Source organism: Pseudomonas sp. SIMBA_067 (genome assembly GCF_046534675.1).
Classification (GTDB): Bacteria; Pseudomonadota; Gammaproteobacteria; order Pseudomonadales; family Pseudomonadaceae; genus Aquipseudomonas; species Aquipseudomonas putida.
Genome location: NZ_JAWRYH010000006.1, coordinates 46,130 through 64,435, shown reverse-complemented (window position 1 = coordinate 64,435; position 18,306 = coordinate 46,130). Strand labels below are relative to the sequence as shown.

The 18,306-nt window shown below is 63.9% G+C and carries 22 protein-coding genes; 10 read left to right on the top strand and 12 right to left on the bottom strand.

Annotated features, from left to right (window positions below; genetic code table 11):
• The first annotated feature begins 91 nt into the window (after window positions 1–91).
• Complete coding sequence (locus SB765_RS14795) at window positions 92–703, top strand: FMN-dependent NADH-azoreductase (protein WP_043196405.1); 612 nt, start codon at window positions 92–94, stop codon at window positions 701–703.
• Between the two features lie 119 nt (window positions 704–822).
• Here the strand turns inward: SB765_RS14795 and SB765_RS14790 are convergent, their stop codons facing one another.
• The 3 genes from SB765_RS14790 to SB765_RS14780 all read right to left on the bottom strand — a co-directional run bounded on the left by SB765_RS14790 (window position 823) and on the right by SB765_RS14780 (window position 4,698).
• Complete coding sequence (locus SB765_RS14790; RefSeq protein ID WP_410931509.1) at window positions 823–2,025, bottom strand: NAD(P)/FAD-dependent oxidoreductase; 1,203 nt, start codon at window positions 2,023–2,025, stop codon at window positions 823–825.
• Between the two features lie 81 nt (window positions 2,026–2,106).
• Window positions 2,107–2,706, bottom strand: a complete 600-nt coding sequence (locus tag SB765_RS14785) for a helix-turn-helix domain-containing protein (protein ID WP_049277028.1) — start codon at window positions 2,704–2,706, stop codon at window positions 2,107–2,109.
• Between the two features lie 39 nt (window positions 2,707–2,745).
• Window positions 2,746–4,698 (bottom strand): FAD-dependent oxidoreductase, encoded by a 1,953-nt coding sequence (locus tag SB765_RS14780; RefSeq protein WP_341795769.1) that lies wholly within the window; start codon window positions 4,696–4,698, stop codon window positions 2,746–2,748.
• A gap of 177 nt (window positions 4,699–4,875) precedes the next feature.
• Between SB765_RS14780 and SB765_RS14775 the strand changes: the two genes are divergently transcribed.
• From SB765_RS14775 to SB765_RS14750, 6 genes are all read left to right on the top strand, one after another.
• A complete protein-coding gene (locus SB765_RS14775) occupies window positions 4,876–5,919 on the top strand; it encodes an ABC transporter substrate-binding protein (RefSeq protein WP_341795768.1) in 1,044 nt (347 codons plus the stop codon).
• Window positions 5,920–5,952: 33 nt separating this feature from the next.
• Entirely contained in the window at window positions 5,953–6,708 is a 756-nt protein-coding gene (locus SB765_RS14770; RefSeq protein ID WP_341795767.1) for a class II aldolase/adducin family protein, read from the top strand.
• A gap of 128 nt (window positions 6,709–6,836) precedes the next feature.
• Window positions 6,837–7,721 carry an EamA family transporter gene (locus SB765_RS14765; RefSeq protein WP_229609908.1) on the top strand — a complete coding sequence of 295 codons (885 nt, stop codon included), beginning with the start codon at window positions 6,837–6,839 and terminating at the stop codon, window positions 7,719–7,721.
• Window positions 7,722–7,790: 69 nt separating this feature from the next.
• Window positions 7,791–8,111, top strand: coding sequence for a YbjQ family protein (locus SB765_RS14760; protein ID WP_016500011.1), 321 nt, complete (start codon window positions 7,791–7,793; stop codon window positions 8,109–8,111).
• A gap of 138 nt (window positions 8,112–8,249) precedes the next feature.
• Window positions 8,250–8,438, top strand: coding sequence for a hypothetical protein (locus SB765_RS14755; protein ID WP_003253897.1), 189 nt, complete (start codon window positions 8,250–8,252; stop codon window positions 8,436–8,438).
• A gap of 142 nt (window positions 8,439–8,580) precedes the next feature.
• A complete protein-coding gene (locus SB765_RS14750) occupies window positions 8,581–8,892 on the top strand; it encodes a hypothetical protein (RefSeq protein ID WP_016500009.1) in 312 nt (103 codons plus the stop codon).
• A 46-nt stretch (window positions 8,893–8,938) separates the two neighbouring features.
• Here SB765_RS14750 and SB765_RS14745 read toward each other — a convergent pair whose 3' ends face one another.
• Window positions 8,939–9,271 carry a hypothetical protein gene (locus SB765_RS14745; protein ID WP_016486521.1) on the bottom strand — a complete coding sequence of 111 codons (333 nt, stop codon included), beginning with the start codon at window positions 9,269–9,271 and terminating at the stop codon, window positions 8,939–8,941.
• 300 nt (window positions 9,272–9,571) lie between these two features.
• Entirely contained in the window at window positions 9,572–10,714 is a 1,143-nt protein-coding gene (gene ampC, locus SB765_RS14740; RefSeq protein ID WP_341795766.1) for a class C beta-lactamase, read from the bottom strand.
• 119 nt (window positions 10,715–10,833) lie between these two features.
• On the opposite strand from ampC, the gene SB765_RS14735 reads away from it, so the two are divergent.
• On the top strand, window positions 10,834–11,826 hold the full coding sequence (locus SB765_RS14735; RefSeq protein WP_016500006.1) for a bile acid:sodium symporter family protein: 993 nt from the start codon (window positions 10,834–10,836) through the stop codon (window positions 11,824–11,826).
• A gap of 40 nt (window positions 11,827–11,866) precedes the next feature.
• Here SB765_RS14735 and SB765_RS14730 read toward each other — a convergent pair whose 3' ends face one another.
• Entirely contained in the window at window positions 11,867–12,460 is a 594-nt protein-coding gene (locus SB765_RS14730; RefSeq protein WP_410931508.1) for a DUF4157 domain-containing protein, read from the bottom strand.
• Window positions 12,447–13,010, bottom strand: a complete 564-nt coding sequence (locus SB765_RS14725) for a TetR/AcrR family transcriptional regulator (protein ID WP_410931507.1) — start codon at window positions 13,008–13,010, stop codon at window positions 12,447–12,449. The genes SB765_RS14730 and SB765_RS14725 overlap by 14 nt, the downstream gene beginning before the upstream one ends.
• An 89-nt stretch (window positions 13,011–13,099) precedes the next feature.
• Between SB765_RS14725 and SB765_RS14720 the strand changes: the two genes are divergently transcribed.
• Together SB765_RS14720 and SB765_RS14715 are read left to right on the top strand one after the other, a co-directional pair.
• A complete protein-coding gene (locus SB765_RS14720; RefSeq protein WP_410931506.1) occupies window positions 13,100–13,831 on the top strand; it encodes an SDR family oxidoreductase in 732 nt (243 codons plus the stop codon).
• A 29-nt stretch (window positions 13,832–13,860) separates the two neighbouring features.
• Window positions 13,861–14,475 (top strand): 2-hydroxychromene-2-carboxylate isomerase, encoded by a 615-nt coding sequence (locus SB765_RS14715; protein ID WP_341795764.1) that lies wholly within the window; start codon window positions 13,861–13,863, stop codon window positions 14,473–14,475.
• Here the strand turns inward: SB765_RS14715 and SB765_RS14710 are convergent.
• From SB765_RS14710 to SB765_RS14690, 5 genes are all read right to left on the bottom strand, one after another.
• The gene (locus tag SB765_RS14710; protein ID WP_341795763.1) at window positions 14,448–14,747 is read right to left on the bottom strand and encodes a hypothetical protein; all 300 of its coding nucleotides are present in this window, start codon (window positions 14,745–14,747) and stop codon (window positions 14,448–14,450) included. The two genes, SB765_RS14715 and SB765_RS14710, sit on opposite strands and share 28 nt — an antisense overlap.
• Window positions 14,748–14,749: 2 nt before the next feature.
• Window positions 14,750–15,295, bottom strand: a complete 546-nt coding sequence (locus SB765_RS14705; protein ID WP_016500000.1) for a cupin domain-containing protein — start codon at window positions 15,293–15,295, stop codon at window positions 14,750–14,752.
• A gap of 81 nt (window positions 15,296–15,376) precedes the next feature.
• Window positions 15,377–16,582 carry an MFS transporter gene (locus SB765_RS14700; RefSeq protein WP_341795762.1) on the bottom strand — a complete coding sequence of 402 codons (1,206 nt, stop codon included), beginning with the start codon at window positions 16,580–16,582 and terminating at the stop codon, window positions 15,377–15,379.
• A gap of 86 nt (window positions 16,583–16,668) precedes the next feature.
• Complete coding sequence (locus SB765_RS14695) at window positions 16,669–17,202, bottom strand: cytochrome b (RefSeq protein WP_016499998.1); 534 nt, start codon at window positions 17,200–17,202, stop codon at window positions 16,669–16,671.
• Entirely contained in the window at window positions 17,199–18,251 is a 1,053-nt protein-coding gene (locus tag SB765_RS14690) for a catalase family peroxidase (protein WP_410931505.1), read from the bottom strand. Before SB765_RS14690 ends, SB765_RS14695 begins: the two co-directional genes overlap by 4 nt.
• Window positions 18,252–18,306: the final 55 nt, after the last annotated feature.

The following is an 18,306-nucleotide window of genomic DNA, read 5'->3' as shown; positions in this document are numbered from 1 at the left end:
TTTTGCCGGCTTATCAGCCATTACTCATCCCGGTAGGATTCTCTCCATCGTGATCGCCCAACGCTGCGGTCTTCAATCACTGGAGAGTCCCATGAAACTGTTGCATATCGATTCGAGCATCCTGGGCGACAATTCCGCCTCCCGCCAGCTGAGCCGTGAAGTGGTCGAAGCCTGGAAGGCCGCCGACCCGAGCGTGGAGGTGGTGTACCGCGACCTGGCCGCCGACGCCATCGCGCACTTCTCTGCCGCCACCCTGGTGGCCGCAGGTACCCCTGAAGACGTGCGCGATGCAGCCCAGGCGTTCGAAGCCAAGCTGAGCGCGGAAACCCTGGAAGAGTTCCTGGCCGCTGATGCCGTGGTGATTGGTGCGCCGATGTACAACTTCACCGTGCCGACCCAGCTCAAGGCCTGGATCGACCGCGTTGCTGTTGCCGGCAAGACCTTCCGCTACACCGAAGCGGGCCCGGAAGGCCTGTGCGGCAACAAGAAAGTGGTGCTGGTGTCCACCGCCGGTGGCCTGCACGCTGGCCAGCCGACTGGCGCCGGGCATGAAGACTTCCTGAAAGTGTTCCTGGGCTTTATTGGTGTGACCGACCTGGAAATCGTCCGCGCCCATGGCCTGGCCTATGGCCCGGAGCAGCGTAGCCAGGCGATTGATGCTGCGCAGGCGCAGATTGCCAACGAGCTGTTTGCTGCTGCCTGAACCTCATTATCTGCCCTGTCAGGGCCTCATCGCTGGCAAGCCAGCTCCCATACCGTACGCATCGACTTCGCGTCATGCGCAGTACATGTGGGAGCTGGCTTGCCGGCGATGAGGCCGTTTCAGGCGACCGGGATGGTTGGGTCGGCAGCTGCCAGTGCCACTGCCCGATCGGCCGCTGGCGGGTAGATCCACTGTGTATTGATCTGCGCCTTCAGCACCTTGGCCTCGGCCTTGTCCTCCGGTGGCGACACCGCACGCTCCCACCCCTCGGTATACACCGCGCCCCAGGCGCCCAGGTCCAGGCACGTCACGTACTTGGGCTGGCTGTAGGCCATGGGTGCCACGCCAATCAGCTCGGCAGCGGCATTGTTGCCTGCATGGCGCCCCAGCGGAATCGCATGCTGGCAGGACATCACTGCGTAATTGCCTAGCTCGTCGCAGGCGGCATAGGCCACATCACCGGCTGCGTATACCGCATCATTGCCCTTGACCTTCAGGTTGCCATCCACGTGCAGGCGCCCCAGGCGGTCACGCTCGCCGCTGATCTGTTCGGTGAGCGGGTTGGCCTTGAAGCCCACCGTCCACACCACGGTATTGGCGTCGATGCGCTGGCCGTTGTCCAGCAACACACCGACTGGGTCAACCGAAGCGACTGTGGCACCGCACACCCACTCCACCCCCAGCGCCTCGCAAGCCTGTTCGATGGCCGGGCGAATGCCGTCTCCCAACGAAGCACCCATCCTGGCGCCGCGGTCGATGACTACCACACGCAACGCTGCGTCCTCACCGAGGATTTCCCGAAGCCGTGCCGGCAGCTCGGTGGCCGTCTCGATACCTGTAAAACCGCCACCGGCCACCACTACGGTATTGCGCGCCGGCGTGTCGGGCAGGCTGGCCAGCGATTTGAGATGGCTTTCCAGCCGCGCAGCGCTGTCGATCTTGTCGACGTCGAAAACGTGCTCGATACCGCCCATGTCAGGCCGGTTGAGCACACTGCCGCAGGCCATGATAAGGCGGTCGTAGGGCAGGGCGCACTGGGTGCCGCTGCGGGTACGGTAGCTGACCCGGCGGGCCGCTTCATCAATGTGGAATGCCGTGCCTTGCACGAAGCGAACGTTGACGGCATCGAGCAGGTCCTGCAGCGGCGCGGCCATGGTGTGAACGTTGGGCTCGTAGAAGCGTGGGCGCACATGCAGTTCGGCCTTGGGGGCGAGCAAGGTGACCTCGACGTCCTTGCTACCGTTGAGGTCAAGCTGGCGGATGGCGCTGAGTGCGCTCCACAGGCCGGCAAAGCCCGCGCCAATGATCAGGATCTGCTTCATGGTTGTGCTCCTTTTCAAGTTCGGTGGACAAGGTAGACCGTCTTGCAGGTCAACGGTGTTACGAACGCCTGCAGGAGTGCTTCAGAATGTTGGCGGCGTGATCACCCAGATCACCACGGCATCCACCTCGCCCGGGTTGCCGTAGCGGTGGGGCTCCTGGCTGGAGAAGCTGAAACTGTCGCCTTCACCCAGCTGGAAGTGCCGTTCGCCCACCCAAAGCTCGAAGCTGCCACTCAGGATGTAGCCGGCTTCTTCGCCTTCATGGCTGTAACTTTGCTGGCTGTAGGTGCCTGGGGGGAAGCGCGAGTGCAGGATCTCCAGCTGGCGGTTGGGCTGGGGGGTGAGCAGTTGATCGACGATGCCATCTTCATAGTGCACGCTCAGGCGGCTGTTGCGCCGCACCACATAGCCCTGGTCCTCTGGTGCAGTGGTGGCTTCGCTGGCGAAAAACCACTGGATGGTGACACCCAGGCTGCGGGCGATGTTGAACAGCGCCGGGATCGACGGGTAGGAAAGGTTGCGCTCCAGTTGGCTGATGTAACCGGCGGTCAGTTCACTGTGCGCGGCCAGCTCCGCCAGGGTCATGCCGCGGCGCTTGCGCAGGCCGCGGATGCGGGTGCCCAGGAACTGCGGTGCGGCGCCCCCGGCTTCGCTGGCGGGGGGCTGGGGGAGTTGGCTCATGCACGTCGGTCCATCGCAAAAGCCGCAGTATGTACAGCCTCAGAGCGACCAGGCAACCGTCAAGCCGTCGTGAATCGCTTCTTCCGCGGTACGTGGTGCCAGGCAGTCGCCAACGCGCCGCACTTCTACCAGGCCGGCCAGCTCGCTGGCCAGGCTGTCTTCCGGCTGATGGCCCATGCAAAGCACCAGGGTGTCGATGCCCTCGAATATCATCGGTTCGCCGCTGGCGGTGTGCTGCAGGTACACCGTGTTGTCGTCGCTGCCATACAAGCGCGCATAAGGGGTGATGGGGATGCCCAGGCGATGCAGCTCGCCGGCCAGTTGGTCGCGTACGTACAGCGGCAGGTTCTCGCCGCAATGGGTGCCGTTGACTGCCAACTGCACCTGGTGCCCCTCGCGCACCAGGCGTTCGGCGATGCCAGGGCCGATCCAGTCGCAGCGCCAGTCGATCACCAGCACCGAACGCCCCAGCTTCACTTCATTGCGCAGCACCTGCCAGGCGTCCACCACCTGCAGTTCACCCATGCGCTCGAACGCGGGCCAGTAGGGGGTAGCGCCAGTGGCGGCAATGACCAGGTCGGGGCGCTCGCGCTCGACCAGGGCGCGGTCCACCCGGGTGTTGCGAACGACTTCCACGCCGGCCAGGGCCATTTCCCGTTGCAGGTTGGTGCTGGCCCCGCCGAACTCGCTGCGCCGCGGTAGCAATTGGGCCAGCAGCACCTGGCCACCGAGCTGCGGGCTGGCTTCGTACAGCGTTACCAGGTGCCCACGGGCGGCGGCCACGGCGGCGGCCTTCATGCCGGCGGGCCCGCCACCGGCGACGAGGATGCGCCTGGGCGTGGTGGCGGGCGTCAGCTGCCCGTATTGCAATTCGCGGCCGGTTTCTGGCCGCTGGATGCAGGAGATGGCCAAGCCACGATGGAAGTGGCCGATGCAGGCTTGGTTGCAGGCAATGCAGGCGCGTACATCTTCGACCTGGCCGCGTTCGGTCTTGCTCGGCATCAGCGGGTCGCAGATCAATGCACGGGTCATGCCGCAGACATCCGCCTGGCCGCGGGCCAGGATCAGTTCGGCTTCCTGGGGCTGGTTGATGCGCCCGGTAACGAACAACGGAATGTCCAGTTGCTGCTTGAAGGTTCCCGCTTCTCTGGCCAGGTAAGCCGCCTCGATGGCCATAGGCGGGACGATGTGCACGGCGCCGCCCAGGGACGCCGAAGTGCCAGCGACGATGTGCAGGTAGTCGAGCTGGGCTTGCAGGGCAACCGCGGCGGCCAGCGACTCATCCTCGCTCAGCCCTTGGCTGTCGCGCTCGTCGGCGCTTATGCGCAGGCCGATGATGAATTGCTCGTCGGTGGCGGCGCGCACGGCGGCCAGCACTTCACGCAGGAACCTCAGGCGCTGTTCCAGGCTGCCGTTGTAGCCGTCGCCGCGCAGGTTCACCCGCGGATTGAGGAACTGCGCGGGCAGGTAGCCATGGCTGGCCACCACCTCGACGCCATCCAGCCCGGCCTGGTGCAGGCGCCGGGCCGCACTGGCGTAGCCCTGGACAATTTCGTCGATCATCGGCTGGTCCAGTGCACGTGGCATCACCCGGAAGCGTTCGTTGGGCACCGACGACGCGGAGTAGGCAACCGCCAGCAGGCCGTCCGCCGACTCCATGATTTCCCGCCCGGGGTGAAACAGTTGCGACAGCACCACGGTGCCGTGTGCATGGCAGGCCTCGGCAAGCTGCCGGTAGCCGTCGATGCAGGCATCGTCGGTGGCCATCAGCACATGCGAGGTGTAGCGGGCGCTGTCATGCACCCCCGCAACCTGCAGCACGATCAGGCCGACGCCACCGGCTGCGCGGTCGCGCTGGTAGGCGATCAGCTTGTCGTTGACCAGGTTGTCGGTGGGCAGGCAGGTGTCATGGCCGGTGGACATGATGCGGTTCTTCAAGCGTTTGCCGCGCAGCTGCAAGGCTTCGAACAGGTGAGGGAAGGCGGTCTGCATACAGGCGGCTCCAGTGCGGTGTTGTTCTTGTTTTGTTTATGAAAGTGTAGCTCCAGTAAAAAATCAACTTGTTTTTTTACTGGTGCGCGACTAGGTTTTGTTCACCCTCACCGCGAGGGTGTGACCTCACAACAACAAGAAAACGGGCCCTTGGGGCACCGGCAGGAGGAAGCTACGATGCAGGTAATACCCCGTGTTCCTGGCCTATGCGCAACGTTGCTTGCCCTTGGCCTGGGCAGCGCGCATGCCGCGCCGCAGATGGTCGTGGTGGGCTATGGCGGCGCCGGCCAGAAGGCCCAGGATGAGGCCATCTTCAAGCCCTTCAGTGCCCAGGATGGCAGCAAGCTGATCCAGAGCGAATACAACGGCGAGATGGCGCGAATCCAGGTGATGGCCGACACCGGCAACGTCGATTGGGACGTGGTGCAGATCGAGGGGCCTGACTTGATGCGCGGCTGTGAAGAGGGGGTCTACGAACACCTTGACTGGCAGCGCCTGGGCCATGGCGCCGAGCTGATCCCCGATGCAGCTCAGGACTGCGGTTCGGCTGCGCTGGTGTGGAGCGTGGCCATCGCCTACGACCGCAACAAGCTGGCTGAGGCACCGGCCTCGTGGGCCGACTTCTGGGACGTGAACAAGTACCCGGGCAAGCGAGGCCTGCGCAAGCGTGCGGTGTACAACCTGGAGTTCGCGCTGCTGGCCGATGGGGTGAAGGTGGAGGAGGTCTACAAGGTGCTGTCGACGCCGGCCGGGGTCGAGCGTGCGTTCGCCAAGCTCAGCGAACTCAAGCCCTATATCCAGTGGTGGGACGCGGGCGCCCAGCCTGCGCAGTGGCTGGCTGCAGGTGATGTGGTAATGACTTCGACCTACAGCGGGCGCATCGCCGTAGCGGCGCAACAAGGTAGCCCGCTGGCCGTGGTATGGCCTGGGAGCCTGTATGGCATGGACTACTGGGCCATCATCAAAGGCTCGCGGCATGTCGACCAGGCCAAGCGATTGATTGCCTATGCCAACCAGCCTGATACCCAGGTGCGCTATGTGCAGCAGATTCCCTATGGACCGACCAACACCCAGGCAGCTGCCAGGCTGGACCCGGCCTTGGCCAGCTGGGTACCCACTGCGCCGCAGAACCTGCAAGGGGCGCTGGCGATGAATGTGGAATTCTGGGTCGACCATGGCGAAGAGCTGGAACAGCGCTTCAATGCTTGGGCGAGCAAGTAGTTTCAGGCCACTTCATCTACAGAGATATCGACCATGAACGCAACGGAGCAGCGCCTGCGCCAGGAACTCGCCGCCTGTTATCGGCTGATCGCGCATTTTCGCATGAGCGACCTGATCTTCACCCACATATCCCTGCGCCTGCCAGGGCCGGAGCATCACTTCCTGATCAACCCGTACGGCCTGCTGTTCGACGAAATCACGGCCTCCAGCCTAGTGAAGATTGACCTGCAGGGGAGGCCGGTCGAACCTTCGCCGCACCCGGTCAACCCGGCTGGCTTCGTCATTCACAGCGCCATTCATGCCGCCCGCGAGGACGCCCACTGCGTGCTGCACACCCACACCCGTGCAGGTTGCGCGGTCGCTGCGCTGGAGTGCGGGCTGCTGCCGGTCAACCAGATGTCCATGGAGTTTTACGGCCAAGTGGCTTATCACGCCTATGAAGGTATCGCGCTGGATATGGACGAGCAGCAGCGGTGGGTTGCCGACCTGGGCGACAAGCCGGTGATGATCCTGCGCAACCATGGCCTGCTGGCCACCGGGGGTAGCGTGGCCGAAGCATTCCTGCGCATGTACTACCTGGAGAAGGCTTGTGAGATCCAGTTGGCAGCGCAGAGTGCCGGGCAACTGATACTGCCGCCGGCTGAAGTGTGCGCGCATACCGAGCGGCAGTTCAACGCGCCGGGGAGGGAGTTGAAGCAGGGTGAGCTGACCGACCCGGATGCGCTGCAGCTGGCGTGGGCGGCGTTGTTGCGGATGCTGGAGCGGGTAGCGCCTGGTTATCAGGATTGAACTCCGTCCAGCGGCCAGGAACAGTCACTGTTGCGCAACCCTTGGCCGCAACTGTAATGGTCCCATTTGAGGGAATCATCTTATGCTGTAACGAAATATGTATATAAAGCCTGAGGAAGGACGCTGCAATGCCGCTTAAGGACCTGCTCATCGCCCTGGTGGTGATCGTCGCCTGGGGAGTCAACTTCGTGGTCATCAAGGTAGGCCTCGATGGCTTGCCGCCGATGTTGCTGGGGGCGTTGCGCTTCTTGTTGGTGGCGTTTCCGGCAATCTTGCTGGTCAAGCGGCCGAAACTGCCCTGGCGCTGGTTGATCGCCTACGGCGCGACGATTTCGCTGGGTCAGTTTGCCTTCCTGTTCCAGGCCATGTACAGCGGCATGCCGCCTGGGCTGGCCTCGTTGATCCTGCAGTCTCAGGCATTCTTTACCCTGGGTTTTGCCGCGCTGTTTCTCGGTGAACGGCTGCGCGTGGCCAGTGTGCTGGGGCTGCTGGTAGCGGCCAGCGGCCTGGCGTTGATTGGCAGCGAAGATGGCGGCCATGTGCCCCTGCTGGCACTGGTACTGACCTTGTGCGCTGGTGCCATGTGGGGCATGGGCAACATCATCACCCGGCGTTTTGGCTCGGTTGACCTGGTGGCGTTGGTGATCTGGGGCGGGCTGATACCGCCACTGCCGTTCCTGGCGTTGTCCTGGTGGCTGGAAGGGCCGGAGCGGATCGGCCATGCACTGGCCAACATCAGCTGGAGCTCGGTGCTGGCCCTGGTGTACCTGGCCTTTGTCGCCACCATGCTCGGCTACAGCCTGTGGAGCAAGCTGCTGTCGCGCCACCCGGCCGGCAAGGTGGCACCGTTCTCGCTGCTGGTACCCGTGATTGGCTTGAGTTCGTCGGCGCTGTTGCTGGGCGAACGCCTGACCGCCATCCAGGGCTGGGGCGCCTTGCTGGTGATGGCGGGGTTGCTGGTGAACGTGTTCGGCGCGCGTATCGGGCAAAGGTTGCGGGCAGTCAGCGCGTAAACCGCGCAAATAGGGTGCTCGGCGCTCTGTTAGAATCGGCCTCTTTATCCAGGCCGACGGAGCGCTTTCATGATCATTTCCACCACCAGCCAGCTCGAAGGGCGCCCGATTGCCGAATACCTGGGCGTGGTCAGCTCCGAATCGGTGCAGGGCATCAACTTCGTACGCGATTTCTTTGCGCGTTTTCGCGACTTTTTCGGCGGCCGCTCGCAAACCCTGGAAAGCGCCCTGCGTGAAGCACGCGAGCAGGCCACCGAAGAACTCAAGGCGCGGGCACTGCAGTTGCGCGCCGACGCGGTAGTGGGTGTGGATTTCGAGATCAGCATGCCGTCAGTGCAGGGCGGCATGGTGGTGGTATTTGCCACCGGCACAGCGGTGCGCCTGAAGTAGAGCAGTCTGCCACTGGTCGGCTGCAAAGCTCTTGTCCGGGTGGTCCGCAAATGACCAGCTAGTCTCTTTTTCACAGGCCGCGTTTTCTGGGCGACTCTTCTGGTTGCCGGCGCGACTGCCACTGGAGGGAGACAGGGCATGAGCGAATCCTTTTTCGAAGACCTGAACGATGCGTTCCCCATCAACAGCCAAGTGCGCTGCGGCCAGGCGGCCTTCCGCCTGGGGTTCGCCCACATGACGCTGGATGATTCCGAACAGCTCCAGCCTGCACATCTGCAACGCAGTAAAAAAGGCCGCTTCATGCCGCGGGTTCCGCTGAAGAAGTGATCCCGCCCCCGTACATAACCCCGCCCAATGGCGGGGTTTTTATTGCGCTTTATTGATCCGCCTCATGGCATTGCCGGGTTGCGCTCGCCGGCTGGGTGAGGTTGTGGTTTTCTGTCGGGGCATTCCAGCAACGGAGGATTGAATGCTCATGCGCGTCAGGGAACAGACTTATTGGCAGTGGGCCGACGCCCAATTGCACAGCCGCAGCCACGACGAAGTCCTCAGTGACGGCACCACGCTGGATGTGCAGGTGCGCTTGTCACGTCTGGGGGCGACTCAGCTGTTTTTGGGGTTGTATGCCGGGGATGGGCGGGCATTGCTGGAGGAGTACTACCCTGCGCGGCCAGGGGAGACCATGACCCGCGCCCTGGTGTGGGGTGTCGACCGCGCCCGTGCGATGGCTACCGGAGCCTTGCCATTGCCGCAAAGCCGCCGCCAGCGGCGCCAGGCATGAAAAAGCCCGGCCTATGCGGGCCGGGCTTGCTTAAGGGTGAGAACCCTCAGTTGAGCGGTTCGATCACCTTGACTGCCTGCCGCTCACGGGCGGCGGGCCATTCTTGTTGCAGGGTCTGCAGGACGCGGCCAACGAACTCGGTGTCGGCGGCGGCCTTCTTGCCGACGTAGCCTTGGCCACGGCGGTAGACCTTGAAGCGGGCACGCATGCTGGGCAGGTGCTCTTCAAATTCATCTTCGATCGTGTTCGGTGGCAGGCGGTCGAGCCGCACCTCACCGGTTTGGCTGACCCACAGCAAGTGATCGTCAAGGCTGTCCTTGCGTACGGCGAACAGCTGCGCCAGTTGATCGATAGTCGGATTGTTGTTCAAGTTCATCATAAAGCCCCCATTACCCATTCGTAGGTGATTTTCACAGTTGGCGCTAACACGGTGTAGCGCACTACCAACGCTGCTACAGCAGCATCGCAACAGGGGCTTTCTCACGCTGCCTTTTGGACAGTTCCCTCTCCACGGACGGCCTGCGTTACCGCGCAAGCCGTCTGGAACACCCTTGCCACCGCTCCCGATCAGGGAGACGGCTTCATCATGCACAAGGGCGATGAGAGGCGTCAATGGTTTTGTAGTGAATTTTTTTGCGCACTACATTTCTGTCGTTTTGTTCGACAATCGCTGCTCGCACTACAGCCCGGACAGTATCTCGAAGGCTGCACGAACCCGCTCTTCGTTCGGGTAATTGCGATTCGCCAGCAACACCACTGCCAGCTTTTCACTGGGCACAAAGGCGGCGTATGCACCGAAACCGTTGGTTGCACCGGTCTTGTTGTACCAGGCCGCTGGCAGCGGCGGCAGGGCCGGTTGCAAGCGCGTGGTTGCGTGCGGTTCACGGATCATCCGCGCGCTGTTGCCATCTACCAGGGCACCCAGCGTGACTGGGTAGGGATAACGTTCCCAGCCCAGGCCCTGGGTCATGCTGCCGACCTGGAAGTAGCCCTGCTGGGTAATGGCGGTTGCTTTTGCAAGTGCCGGTGGCAGGCCCTGCGGCTGCATGTGCAGCCGCACGTACTGCAGCAGGTCGCTGGCGCTGGTCTTGATGCCGTAGGCCTCGTCGGCGTACGGGCCGGGGCCGACGCGCACCGGTTTGTCGGCGGCGTCGTAACCTTGGGCATAAAGGCCCTGAGCACTGGCCGGGACGTGCAGGTAGGTGTTTTTCAGGCCCATTTTAGCCAGCAGGCCCTCGGTCATCAATGTAGAAAACGGTTGATGCTGCGCGCGGGCGGCCAGGTCACCGAACAGGCCAAGGCTGGGGTTCGAATAGCAGCGCTGGGTGCCGGGTTTGGCACGGGGTTGCCAGTGGCGGAAGAAATCGACGACTTGCTGCGGTGTCTGCACCGCATCGGGGAACTGCAAGGGCAGGCAGTCGGCACTGTAGGCGCCCAGTTCCAGCACCGTCGCATCACCGATGGGCGCCCCCGCCAGTGCCGGATGGTAGCGCTTGGCCGGGGCGTCAAGGTCCAGCTTGCCCTCGGCGCTGGCCAGCGCGGCCAAGGTGGCGGTGTAGGTCTTGCTTAGCGACCCGATCTCGAACAGGGTGTCTCGGCTGACGGGCACATTGTCGGCCTTGCTGGCCACGCCATAGCTGAAATAGTGCGCATGGTCGCGTGCGTAGATCGCCACGGCCATCCCGCTGATACCTTGCTCCTGCATCAACGGGCGGATGATCTGGTCGACCTTGGCTTGCAACTGGTCGTCGGCCTGGGCGCCGGTGTGGCCCAGAACCAGTGCGATGACAGCCGCTAGCGCGGCCGGGCGGGAGAGGGGCATGAGCGGGTCCTTTTGCGGAACGTGTCCGTTGAGCGATACCGATGGGGGTTCCGGCGTTAGCGCCGAAAAGCCGTAGACCTTATCGTCTGCCCTTGCACAATGACAAGACGGACACTGTGATGAAGTATTTGCGGATGTTATTCGACAATTTCACCCTGGCTTTGCTCGGGGTCGTTCTGATCGCCACCGTGCTGCCTTGCTCGGGCGATGGTGCGGTGTATTTCGGCTGGCTGACCAACCTGGCCATCGGCCTGCTGTTCTTCCTGCATGGCGCCAAGCTGTCGCGCGAGGCGATCATTGCCGGTGCCGGGCATTGGCGCCTGCACCTGCTGGTGTTCTCTTGCACATTCGTGATGTTCCCGCTGCTTGGCCTGGCGTTCAAGCCGCTGTTCGTGCCGCTGGTGGGTAACGAGTTGTACCTGGGCGTGCTCTACCTGTGCGCCTTGCCGGCCACGGTGCAGTCGGCCATCGCCTTCACCTCGCTGGCCCGCGGTAACGTGCCAGCAGCCATTTGCAGCGCGGCGGCATCCAGCCTGCTGGGCATCTTCCTGACCCCCTTGCTGGTGATGATGTTGCTGGGCGCCAGTGGTGACACCGGTTCTGGCCTGGATGCCGTGCTGAAGATCACCCTGCAACTGCTGGTACCGTTCGTTGCCGGGCAGATTGCGCGGCGCTGGATCGGCGCCTGGGTCAAGCGCAATGCGCGCTGGCTCAAGGTGGTGGACCAGGGTTCAATCCTGCTGGTGGTGTATACCGCCTTCAGCGAAGCCGTGGTCACGGGCTTGTGGCACACGGTATCGCCGCAGCACCTGGCCGGGTTGTTCGTCGTGTGCGGGATCCTGCTGGCGGTGGTGCTGTTTGGCACCCGCGTGCTTGGCAAGGCACTGGGCTTCGACCTTGAGGACCGCATCACCATTCTGTTTGCCGGCTCCAAGAAGAGCCTGGCTACGGGCGTGCCCATGGCCCAGGTGTTGTTCGTGGGCAGCGGTATTGGCGCGATGATCCTGCCGCTGATGCTGTTCCACCAGATCCAGCTGATGGTCTGCGCGGTGCTGGCGCAGCGTTATGCCAGCCGTGAGCAGGACGCTGAAGAGGCCTCGGCGGCGTCCTGAGCGCATGCGCTCCTGCACAGGGATCGCGTAGTAACTGATATCAGTGGGCCTGCCCCGAAGCGCGTTCGCGCAGCGCCTTGCCGACTTCGGCCTCGATCTTGTAGGCCGGCCCCTCCAGGTCGTCATAGTTGCGCGTATAGCGTCGGGCAAATTCCTCCACGCCCAGCTCCTGGTACTGCTGTACATGCTTGAGCTCGTGCGCCCACAGGGCCACGTTGTCCTCGGCATCGCCGGCCCGGCGGAAGATGATCGTGTCGATCAGCGTCACGGCGTTCACGTCGGGGTTCTGCAGCAGCGCGTTGGCCGCGCTCATTTGCTGTTCGTCACCCACCCGGAAGCGCGCCGCATCGAGCACGGCAAAGTCGTACCAGGGTTCGAGTTGCGCACGGATATGCAGCGGGATCGGCTCGACGCCGCTGGCGGTGGCCTCATCCCTGGCCTGGCGCAAGGCGAACGTGAGGCTGGACGAGGCCATGACCTCCACATCCTTTAGAATCTGGCCCGCTTGACCAGGGTCTATCGGCGCACAAAAACAGCCCATCAGGCACACTTGATACTGCCCGGATGGGCAGGCTTGTTCGGCAAGCGCGGGCAGCGCCAGCGTCAGGCCCAGCAGCAGGCTAACCCACTTCATGCAGGGCCTTTTCGACAAACTGGCGGCTTGCGTCCAGCACTTGCGACTGCACATGTTCAGTGGCCAGCATGCGCCCGACCATCAATGCACCTACGCACTGGCTGATCAGCACCCAGGCCAGCTGATCATCCTCCAGCGTTGCGCTCCAGGCCTGGTGCAGGTCGACCAGCCAGTGCTCGGCCTCTTCGCGCACCGGTGCTGCGGCCCGGGCGATTTCCACACCCAGCGGCGGCAGCGGGCAGCCGCTTTCGGCATTGTGCAGGTGGGCCAGGCTCAGGTACTGCTGCAGGCAGCGGCCCAGGCGCTCGCGGCTGGCGCCTTGAGTGGCCAGGCGGGCCAGCGGGCTGTTGTGCAGCTCCTGGCGTACCACCTCGGTAAACAGGTCATCCTTGGAAGGGAAGTGGTTGTAAAAGGCGCCGCCGGTCAGGCCGATTGCCTTCATCAGCCCGGCGACGCCAGTGCTGGAAAAGCCCCCACGCTTGGCCAGCGCACCGCTGCTGCTCAGCAAACGTTCGCGAGTTTGCTGCTTGTGTTCGTTGGAATAACGCATTCACTTGCCTCTGCAGGCGGGCTTGACGATGACGGGGATCATAACATAGCGTTCGTTTACTAAACGATCATTCACCAATGGAGGCAGGCATGTCAGAACAACAAAAAGTAGTGCTGGTGATCGGTGCGGGCGACGCCACCGGTGGCGAGATTGCCAAGCGCTTTGCCCGGGAGGGCTACATTGCCTGCGTGACGCGGCGGCAGGCAGAAAAGCTGCAACCGCTGCTGGAGGAAATCCGCGCTGCTGGCGGCCAGGCCCATGGTTTTGGCTCCGATGCGCGCAAGGAGGAGGAGGTGGCAGCGCTGGTCGATACTATCGAGCGCGATATCGGCCCGATCGAGGCGTTTGTTTTCAATATCGGCGCCAATGTCCCCTGCAGCATCCTTGAGGAAACCCCGCGCAAGTACTTCAAGATCTGGGAAATGGCCTGCTTCGCCGGCTTTCTTACCGCTCAGGCGGTTGCCCGGCGCATGGTCCAGCGTGAGCGCGGCACGGTCCTGTTCACCGGCGCCACCGCTGGCACCCGGGGTGCAGCAGGTTTCGCGGCTTTCGCCGGGGCCAAGCACGGCTTGCGCGCCCTGGCCCAGAGCATGGCGCGAGAGTTGGGGCCACGGAATATCCATGTCGCGCATGTGGTGGTGGACGGGGCCATCGACACCGCCTTCATCCGCGACAGCTTCCCCGAGCGCTATGCCCTCAAGGACCAGGACGGCATCCTCGCCCCGGCGCACATTGCCGACAGCTACTGGTTTCTGCACGCCCAGCCCCGAGACGCCTGGACGTTCGAACTGGACCTGCGCCCCTGGATGGAACGCTGGTAAGCCCCTCTCACCACGCAAGGACCGTAACCATGCACAAGACTGTCGATTTCTTTTTTGACCTGGGCAGCCCGGCCAGCTACCTGGCCTGGACCCAACTGCCAGGCCTGTGTGCCCGCCAGGGTGCCACGCTGCATTACCGGCCAATGCTGCTGGGCGGGGTTTTTCAGGCTACCGGCAATGCTTCGCCGGCCATGGTCCCGGCCAAGGGGCGCTACATGTTCACCGACCTGGCACGCTTTGCCGCGCGCTATGGGGTACCGTTCGGGCTGCCGCCGGGGTTTCCGGTCAATACCTTGGCCTTGATGCGCGGGGTGATGGGCACCCAGTTGCGCTCGCCAGAGCGGTTGGAGGCGTTGCTGTCGGTGCTGTTCAATGGGCTGTGGGTGCAGCGTTGCAACCTGAGCGATAGCGCCGTTCTGGATAAAACACTGAGCCAGGCAGGGTTCGACCCGCAGGCGTTTCACGCGCTGGCGGCTGACCCTGAAGTGAAAGCAGCGCTCAAGCAGGCGACCGAGGTGGCCGTCGAACGCGGCGTGTTTGGCGCGCCGACCTGCTTTGTAGGTGAGGCAATGTTCTTTGGGCAGGACCGCCTGGACTTTGTCGAGGAGGCGTTAAGTCAGCGGGCCAGCAGCTTCTCGAGCTGAGTGCGTTCCCACAGGCTGAGCAGGTCGACCGGGTTGGTGCCGTAGCGCTGCCAGTCCTCGGTCCCGGCCTGCTGGCCGTCAGGGGATTGGCAACTGATGCAATGCGCCAGGCCTTCGGGATCGAGGGCCAGCGTCATCTGCCAGCCCTGGATGTCGACATCGACCAAACCGCCATCGCGGCGTGCACTCACCTCAAGGTGATGCACGCCAAGGGCCGCGTTGCGCAGGCTCTGGTAGATGGCCCGGGTGTTTAGCGAAGCGCTGCGCGTCAAGGTCAGAAGTTCGCCGGCGTGTTGGCGCTGATGATCTCGGCCTCGTCCGGGCCGATGTTCTTGAAGCTGTGCGGCAGGGTAGTGGGGATGTAGTAGCCGTCGCCCGAGCTGAGCACGCTGACTTGGCCATCGACCCACAGCTCTACGGTGCCGCGAGTGACCAGGCCACATTCTTCGCCCTCGGCATGCACGATCGGCTCGCCGGAATCCGCGCCCGGTGCATACAGCTCGCGCAGCATGCGCATCTGCCGGCCCTCGACACTGGCGCCGACCAGCAGCATGCGCAAGCCGTTACGGCCCAGATCGGGCTGCTCGCCGCCGCGGAACACAAAGCGCTCTTCTCGCACCGGCTCGTCGAAGCTGAAGAACTCCGCCAGGCTCATGGGAATGCCTTCGAGCAGTTTTTTCAGGGAGCTGACCGAAGGGCTGACGCGATTCTGCTCGATCTGCGAGATCGTCGAATTGGTCAGCCCGCTGCGGCGGGCCAGTTCCCGTTGGGAGAGGTTGTTGCGTTCACGCACCAGTTTGAGTCGCGTCCCCGTGTCCATAGCCGCCTTGTAATCAGAGGTGTAAAAAATAATGAGCGATGCGCATTAAAACACACTCTGCACGCTTGCGCGCTGTGCTTCTCAGGCACGCTGGTCGCGCGGCATCGGCCATAGCCCTACCAGCAGCAACAGCGCGGCCACGGCCAGAAATGGCAGGCGCGGATCGAGGGCATAGACCAGGGTGCCGGCCAGTGGACCGATCACCGCGCCCATGCCTTGGGCCGCACCAATGGAACCGGCTGTGGCACCTTGCTCGGAGGCGTGCATGGCGTTGGCCGCCAGCGCTGAAAACGACGGGAAGACAAAGCCCATGCCCGCGGCCGCGACGAAGTAGCAGCCCCATAGCCAAGGTGCGGTGGTCGCGAGCGAGCCGCAGGCAAAGCCCAGGGCCGAAACCGTAGCGCCTACCCGGATCATTTTCAGTGGCGGCCATTCCAGTTTGCGCAGCAGTACCTGTGACAGCATCAGTGCCACGCCCACCGTGGTCAAAGCGATGCCGGCGGCCTGGGCAGCTTCTGCCGGGCCCAGGTGCAGGCGGTCCAGGGCAAAGAAGCCGACAATGATCTGCGACACGGTAACACTGAGCATGGCACTGAACGCTACCAGTAAGGGCCGGCGCAGGCGTGGGTCGTTCAAACGCACCGGGCTCGGGGCATGGTTGTGGGGTAGCGCCTGCGGCTTGAGGGTGAACAGCAGCACGAGAAAGGCACTGGCCGGCAGCAGCGACATGATATGGAAAGGCAGGCTCAGGCTATGCCGCGCCAGTAGCGCCGCCAGTGCCGGCCCTACTACCAGGCCGACCGCGTTGGCCGCCCCCAGCGAAGCCATGGCCCGGGCACGCCGCTGCGGCTCGACATGGTCGGCGATCAGCGCGTTGCAGCCTACCGGGATTGCAGCATAGAAGGCGCCGATGCAGCCGCGTGCGACCATCAGCCCGATGAACGCTGCGGTCGCGCCCGGCAGCCAGCGCAGCGCGCCCTCGACAAACAGGCATAACAGCCAGTAAGCCAGGGTGAAGCCGGCGGTCCCCAGCAACAGGATACGTCGCCGGCCCAGCCGATCTGCCGCACGGCCCCAGGGCCGGGCCAGCAGCACCCAGACTACGCCGGCCACCGTCACGGCAGCGCCGGCCTGCCAGGTGGCCATGCCGAGTTGGCGGGCAATCGGGCCGATCAGGGCGACGAAGGCCATCATCGACATGGTACAGGCCATGTTGGCCAGCAGCAGCGGACGCAAGTCCAGGGTGCTGGCAGGTTTCAGGGTTGCAGGATCCTTTGCGACGTTCATAGGGCAGTCCAGGGCAGTAAGGCAAATAGAAAGCCGATCTTATTAAGAACGATTATTGACTGTCGAATGCCCCGGGCTGCTGCAGGTCATTCGCTGCGGCGCAGGGGGCCAGGCCACATGCTACGCAACACGCCGTCGCGGCGCACCCACGCGTGCATCAAGGCTGCACCCACATGCACCAGCACCGTGGCGAACAGCAGGTAGCCGGCCCAGCCGTGTGCCAGGCGCAACACGGCATACAGTTGCAGGTTGTGCGGGGCGATGGCGGGCAAGCCCAGCGGGCGAGGGTAGTCACCAGCCGACAGCATGGCCCAGCCCAGTAGCGGCATGGCCAGCATCAGGCCATAGAGCAGCAAGTGCGATGCCCCGGCGGCCCAGCGCTGCAGGGTTGGCAGGTCTCGCGGCAAGGGTGGGTGAGGCACGGCCAGGCGCACCCCGATACGCAGCACTACCAGCACCAGCAGTGCCAGGCCGGTGGCCTTGTGCAACCCGATCAGTACAGGGTGGCGTAGCGACAGGTCTGCAACCATGCTCACCCCAATGAACAGCATGGCCAGGATCAGCACGGCCATCAGCCAGTGCAGCAGGCGGGCGAAAGGGTGGAAGGCTTCGGGTTTCATGGGCGGGCTCCGGTGCTGAGCGATTCACGGCTGCGGCGGTTGAACGATTCCGAGTAGGCAGCCGAACGGGCGGCGAGGATCGGGTCGGCAGATGCCTCTATGCCTCGGGGCAGGATCAACGGGTCGAAGTTGAGGTCGCGGCATGCCCCCTGCTCAGGGGCGTTGACCTGTTCCAGCACCAGGGTGCCGGCGTCTACGCTGCGCCGCTCGGCGGGCCAGGGCCGGGCAGGGTCGTCCACCGCATCGCCGGGTTCGGCCAGCACCAGGCGAAGCGTCCAGCGCAAAGGGCCCTGGGCCAAGCGTTGCTGCAGGTCGTGTTGTAGAAACTGTTTGTCATCGATCTGGGTGGGCAGCGCGGCAAACGCGGTTTGCGGCTCAAGCTGCCAGCGCACCGGGTGGCGCGTGCCGCCTGCGTCGATCAGGTGAAAGGCGTTGATACTGTGGTATTGGGTGCTGGCGAAGCTGTTGCTGGGCTTATAGCCCGCCGCCCATTGGCGAAACGCCGCGCTCTCCGGGTGGGCTGCGAAAAACGCCTGCAGGCTGGCAGGGTTCGGTTTGCCGGTGGCCGGGTCTGGCGTGTTGGCCAGCACTTGCTCGTAGAACCCTTGCGGTGTGCTGATTGCCAGCACTGGCGGGTTGTTCATGCCGGTGCGCCAAACCTGCCCGTCGTCGGTACTCAGCTGAATGGCCAGGCTGCGCACGGGTATGCCGGTGTCCGGTGCGAACGGGTTGGCACCGCCAATGGCGAAACGGCCGGTTACCGGCACGCGTGCCTGGCTGAAGACGCGCGCAGTAGAAAGGTTGGCGGCCTGCCCGCTGGCCTGGAAGTAGCCGCTGACGCACAGGCCCTTGGCATGGTTCTTCCGGTAGCCTGGGTAATGCCCGGCCTGGGCCTCGAAGGTGTCGATGATACGCTGTGGCGTCAGCCGGCTTTCGCCGAGCCAGCCGGCGGCGTAGGCAAAGCCGGCGCCTGCGGCCAGCATCACGGCGCCGATTGCAGCCAGGCGCACGGCTTTCGCCGGGCCGTGCAAAGGTGAGTTCATGGTCATCGTCCGGTTTGGTGAAGGTGCCAGTACGACGCGGCAGGGAAAAACTTATTCCATC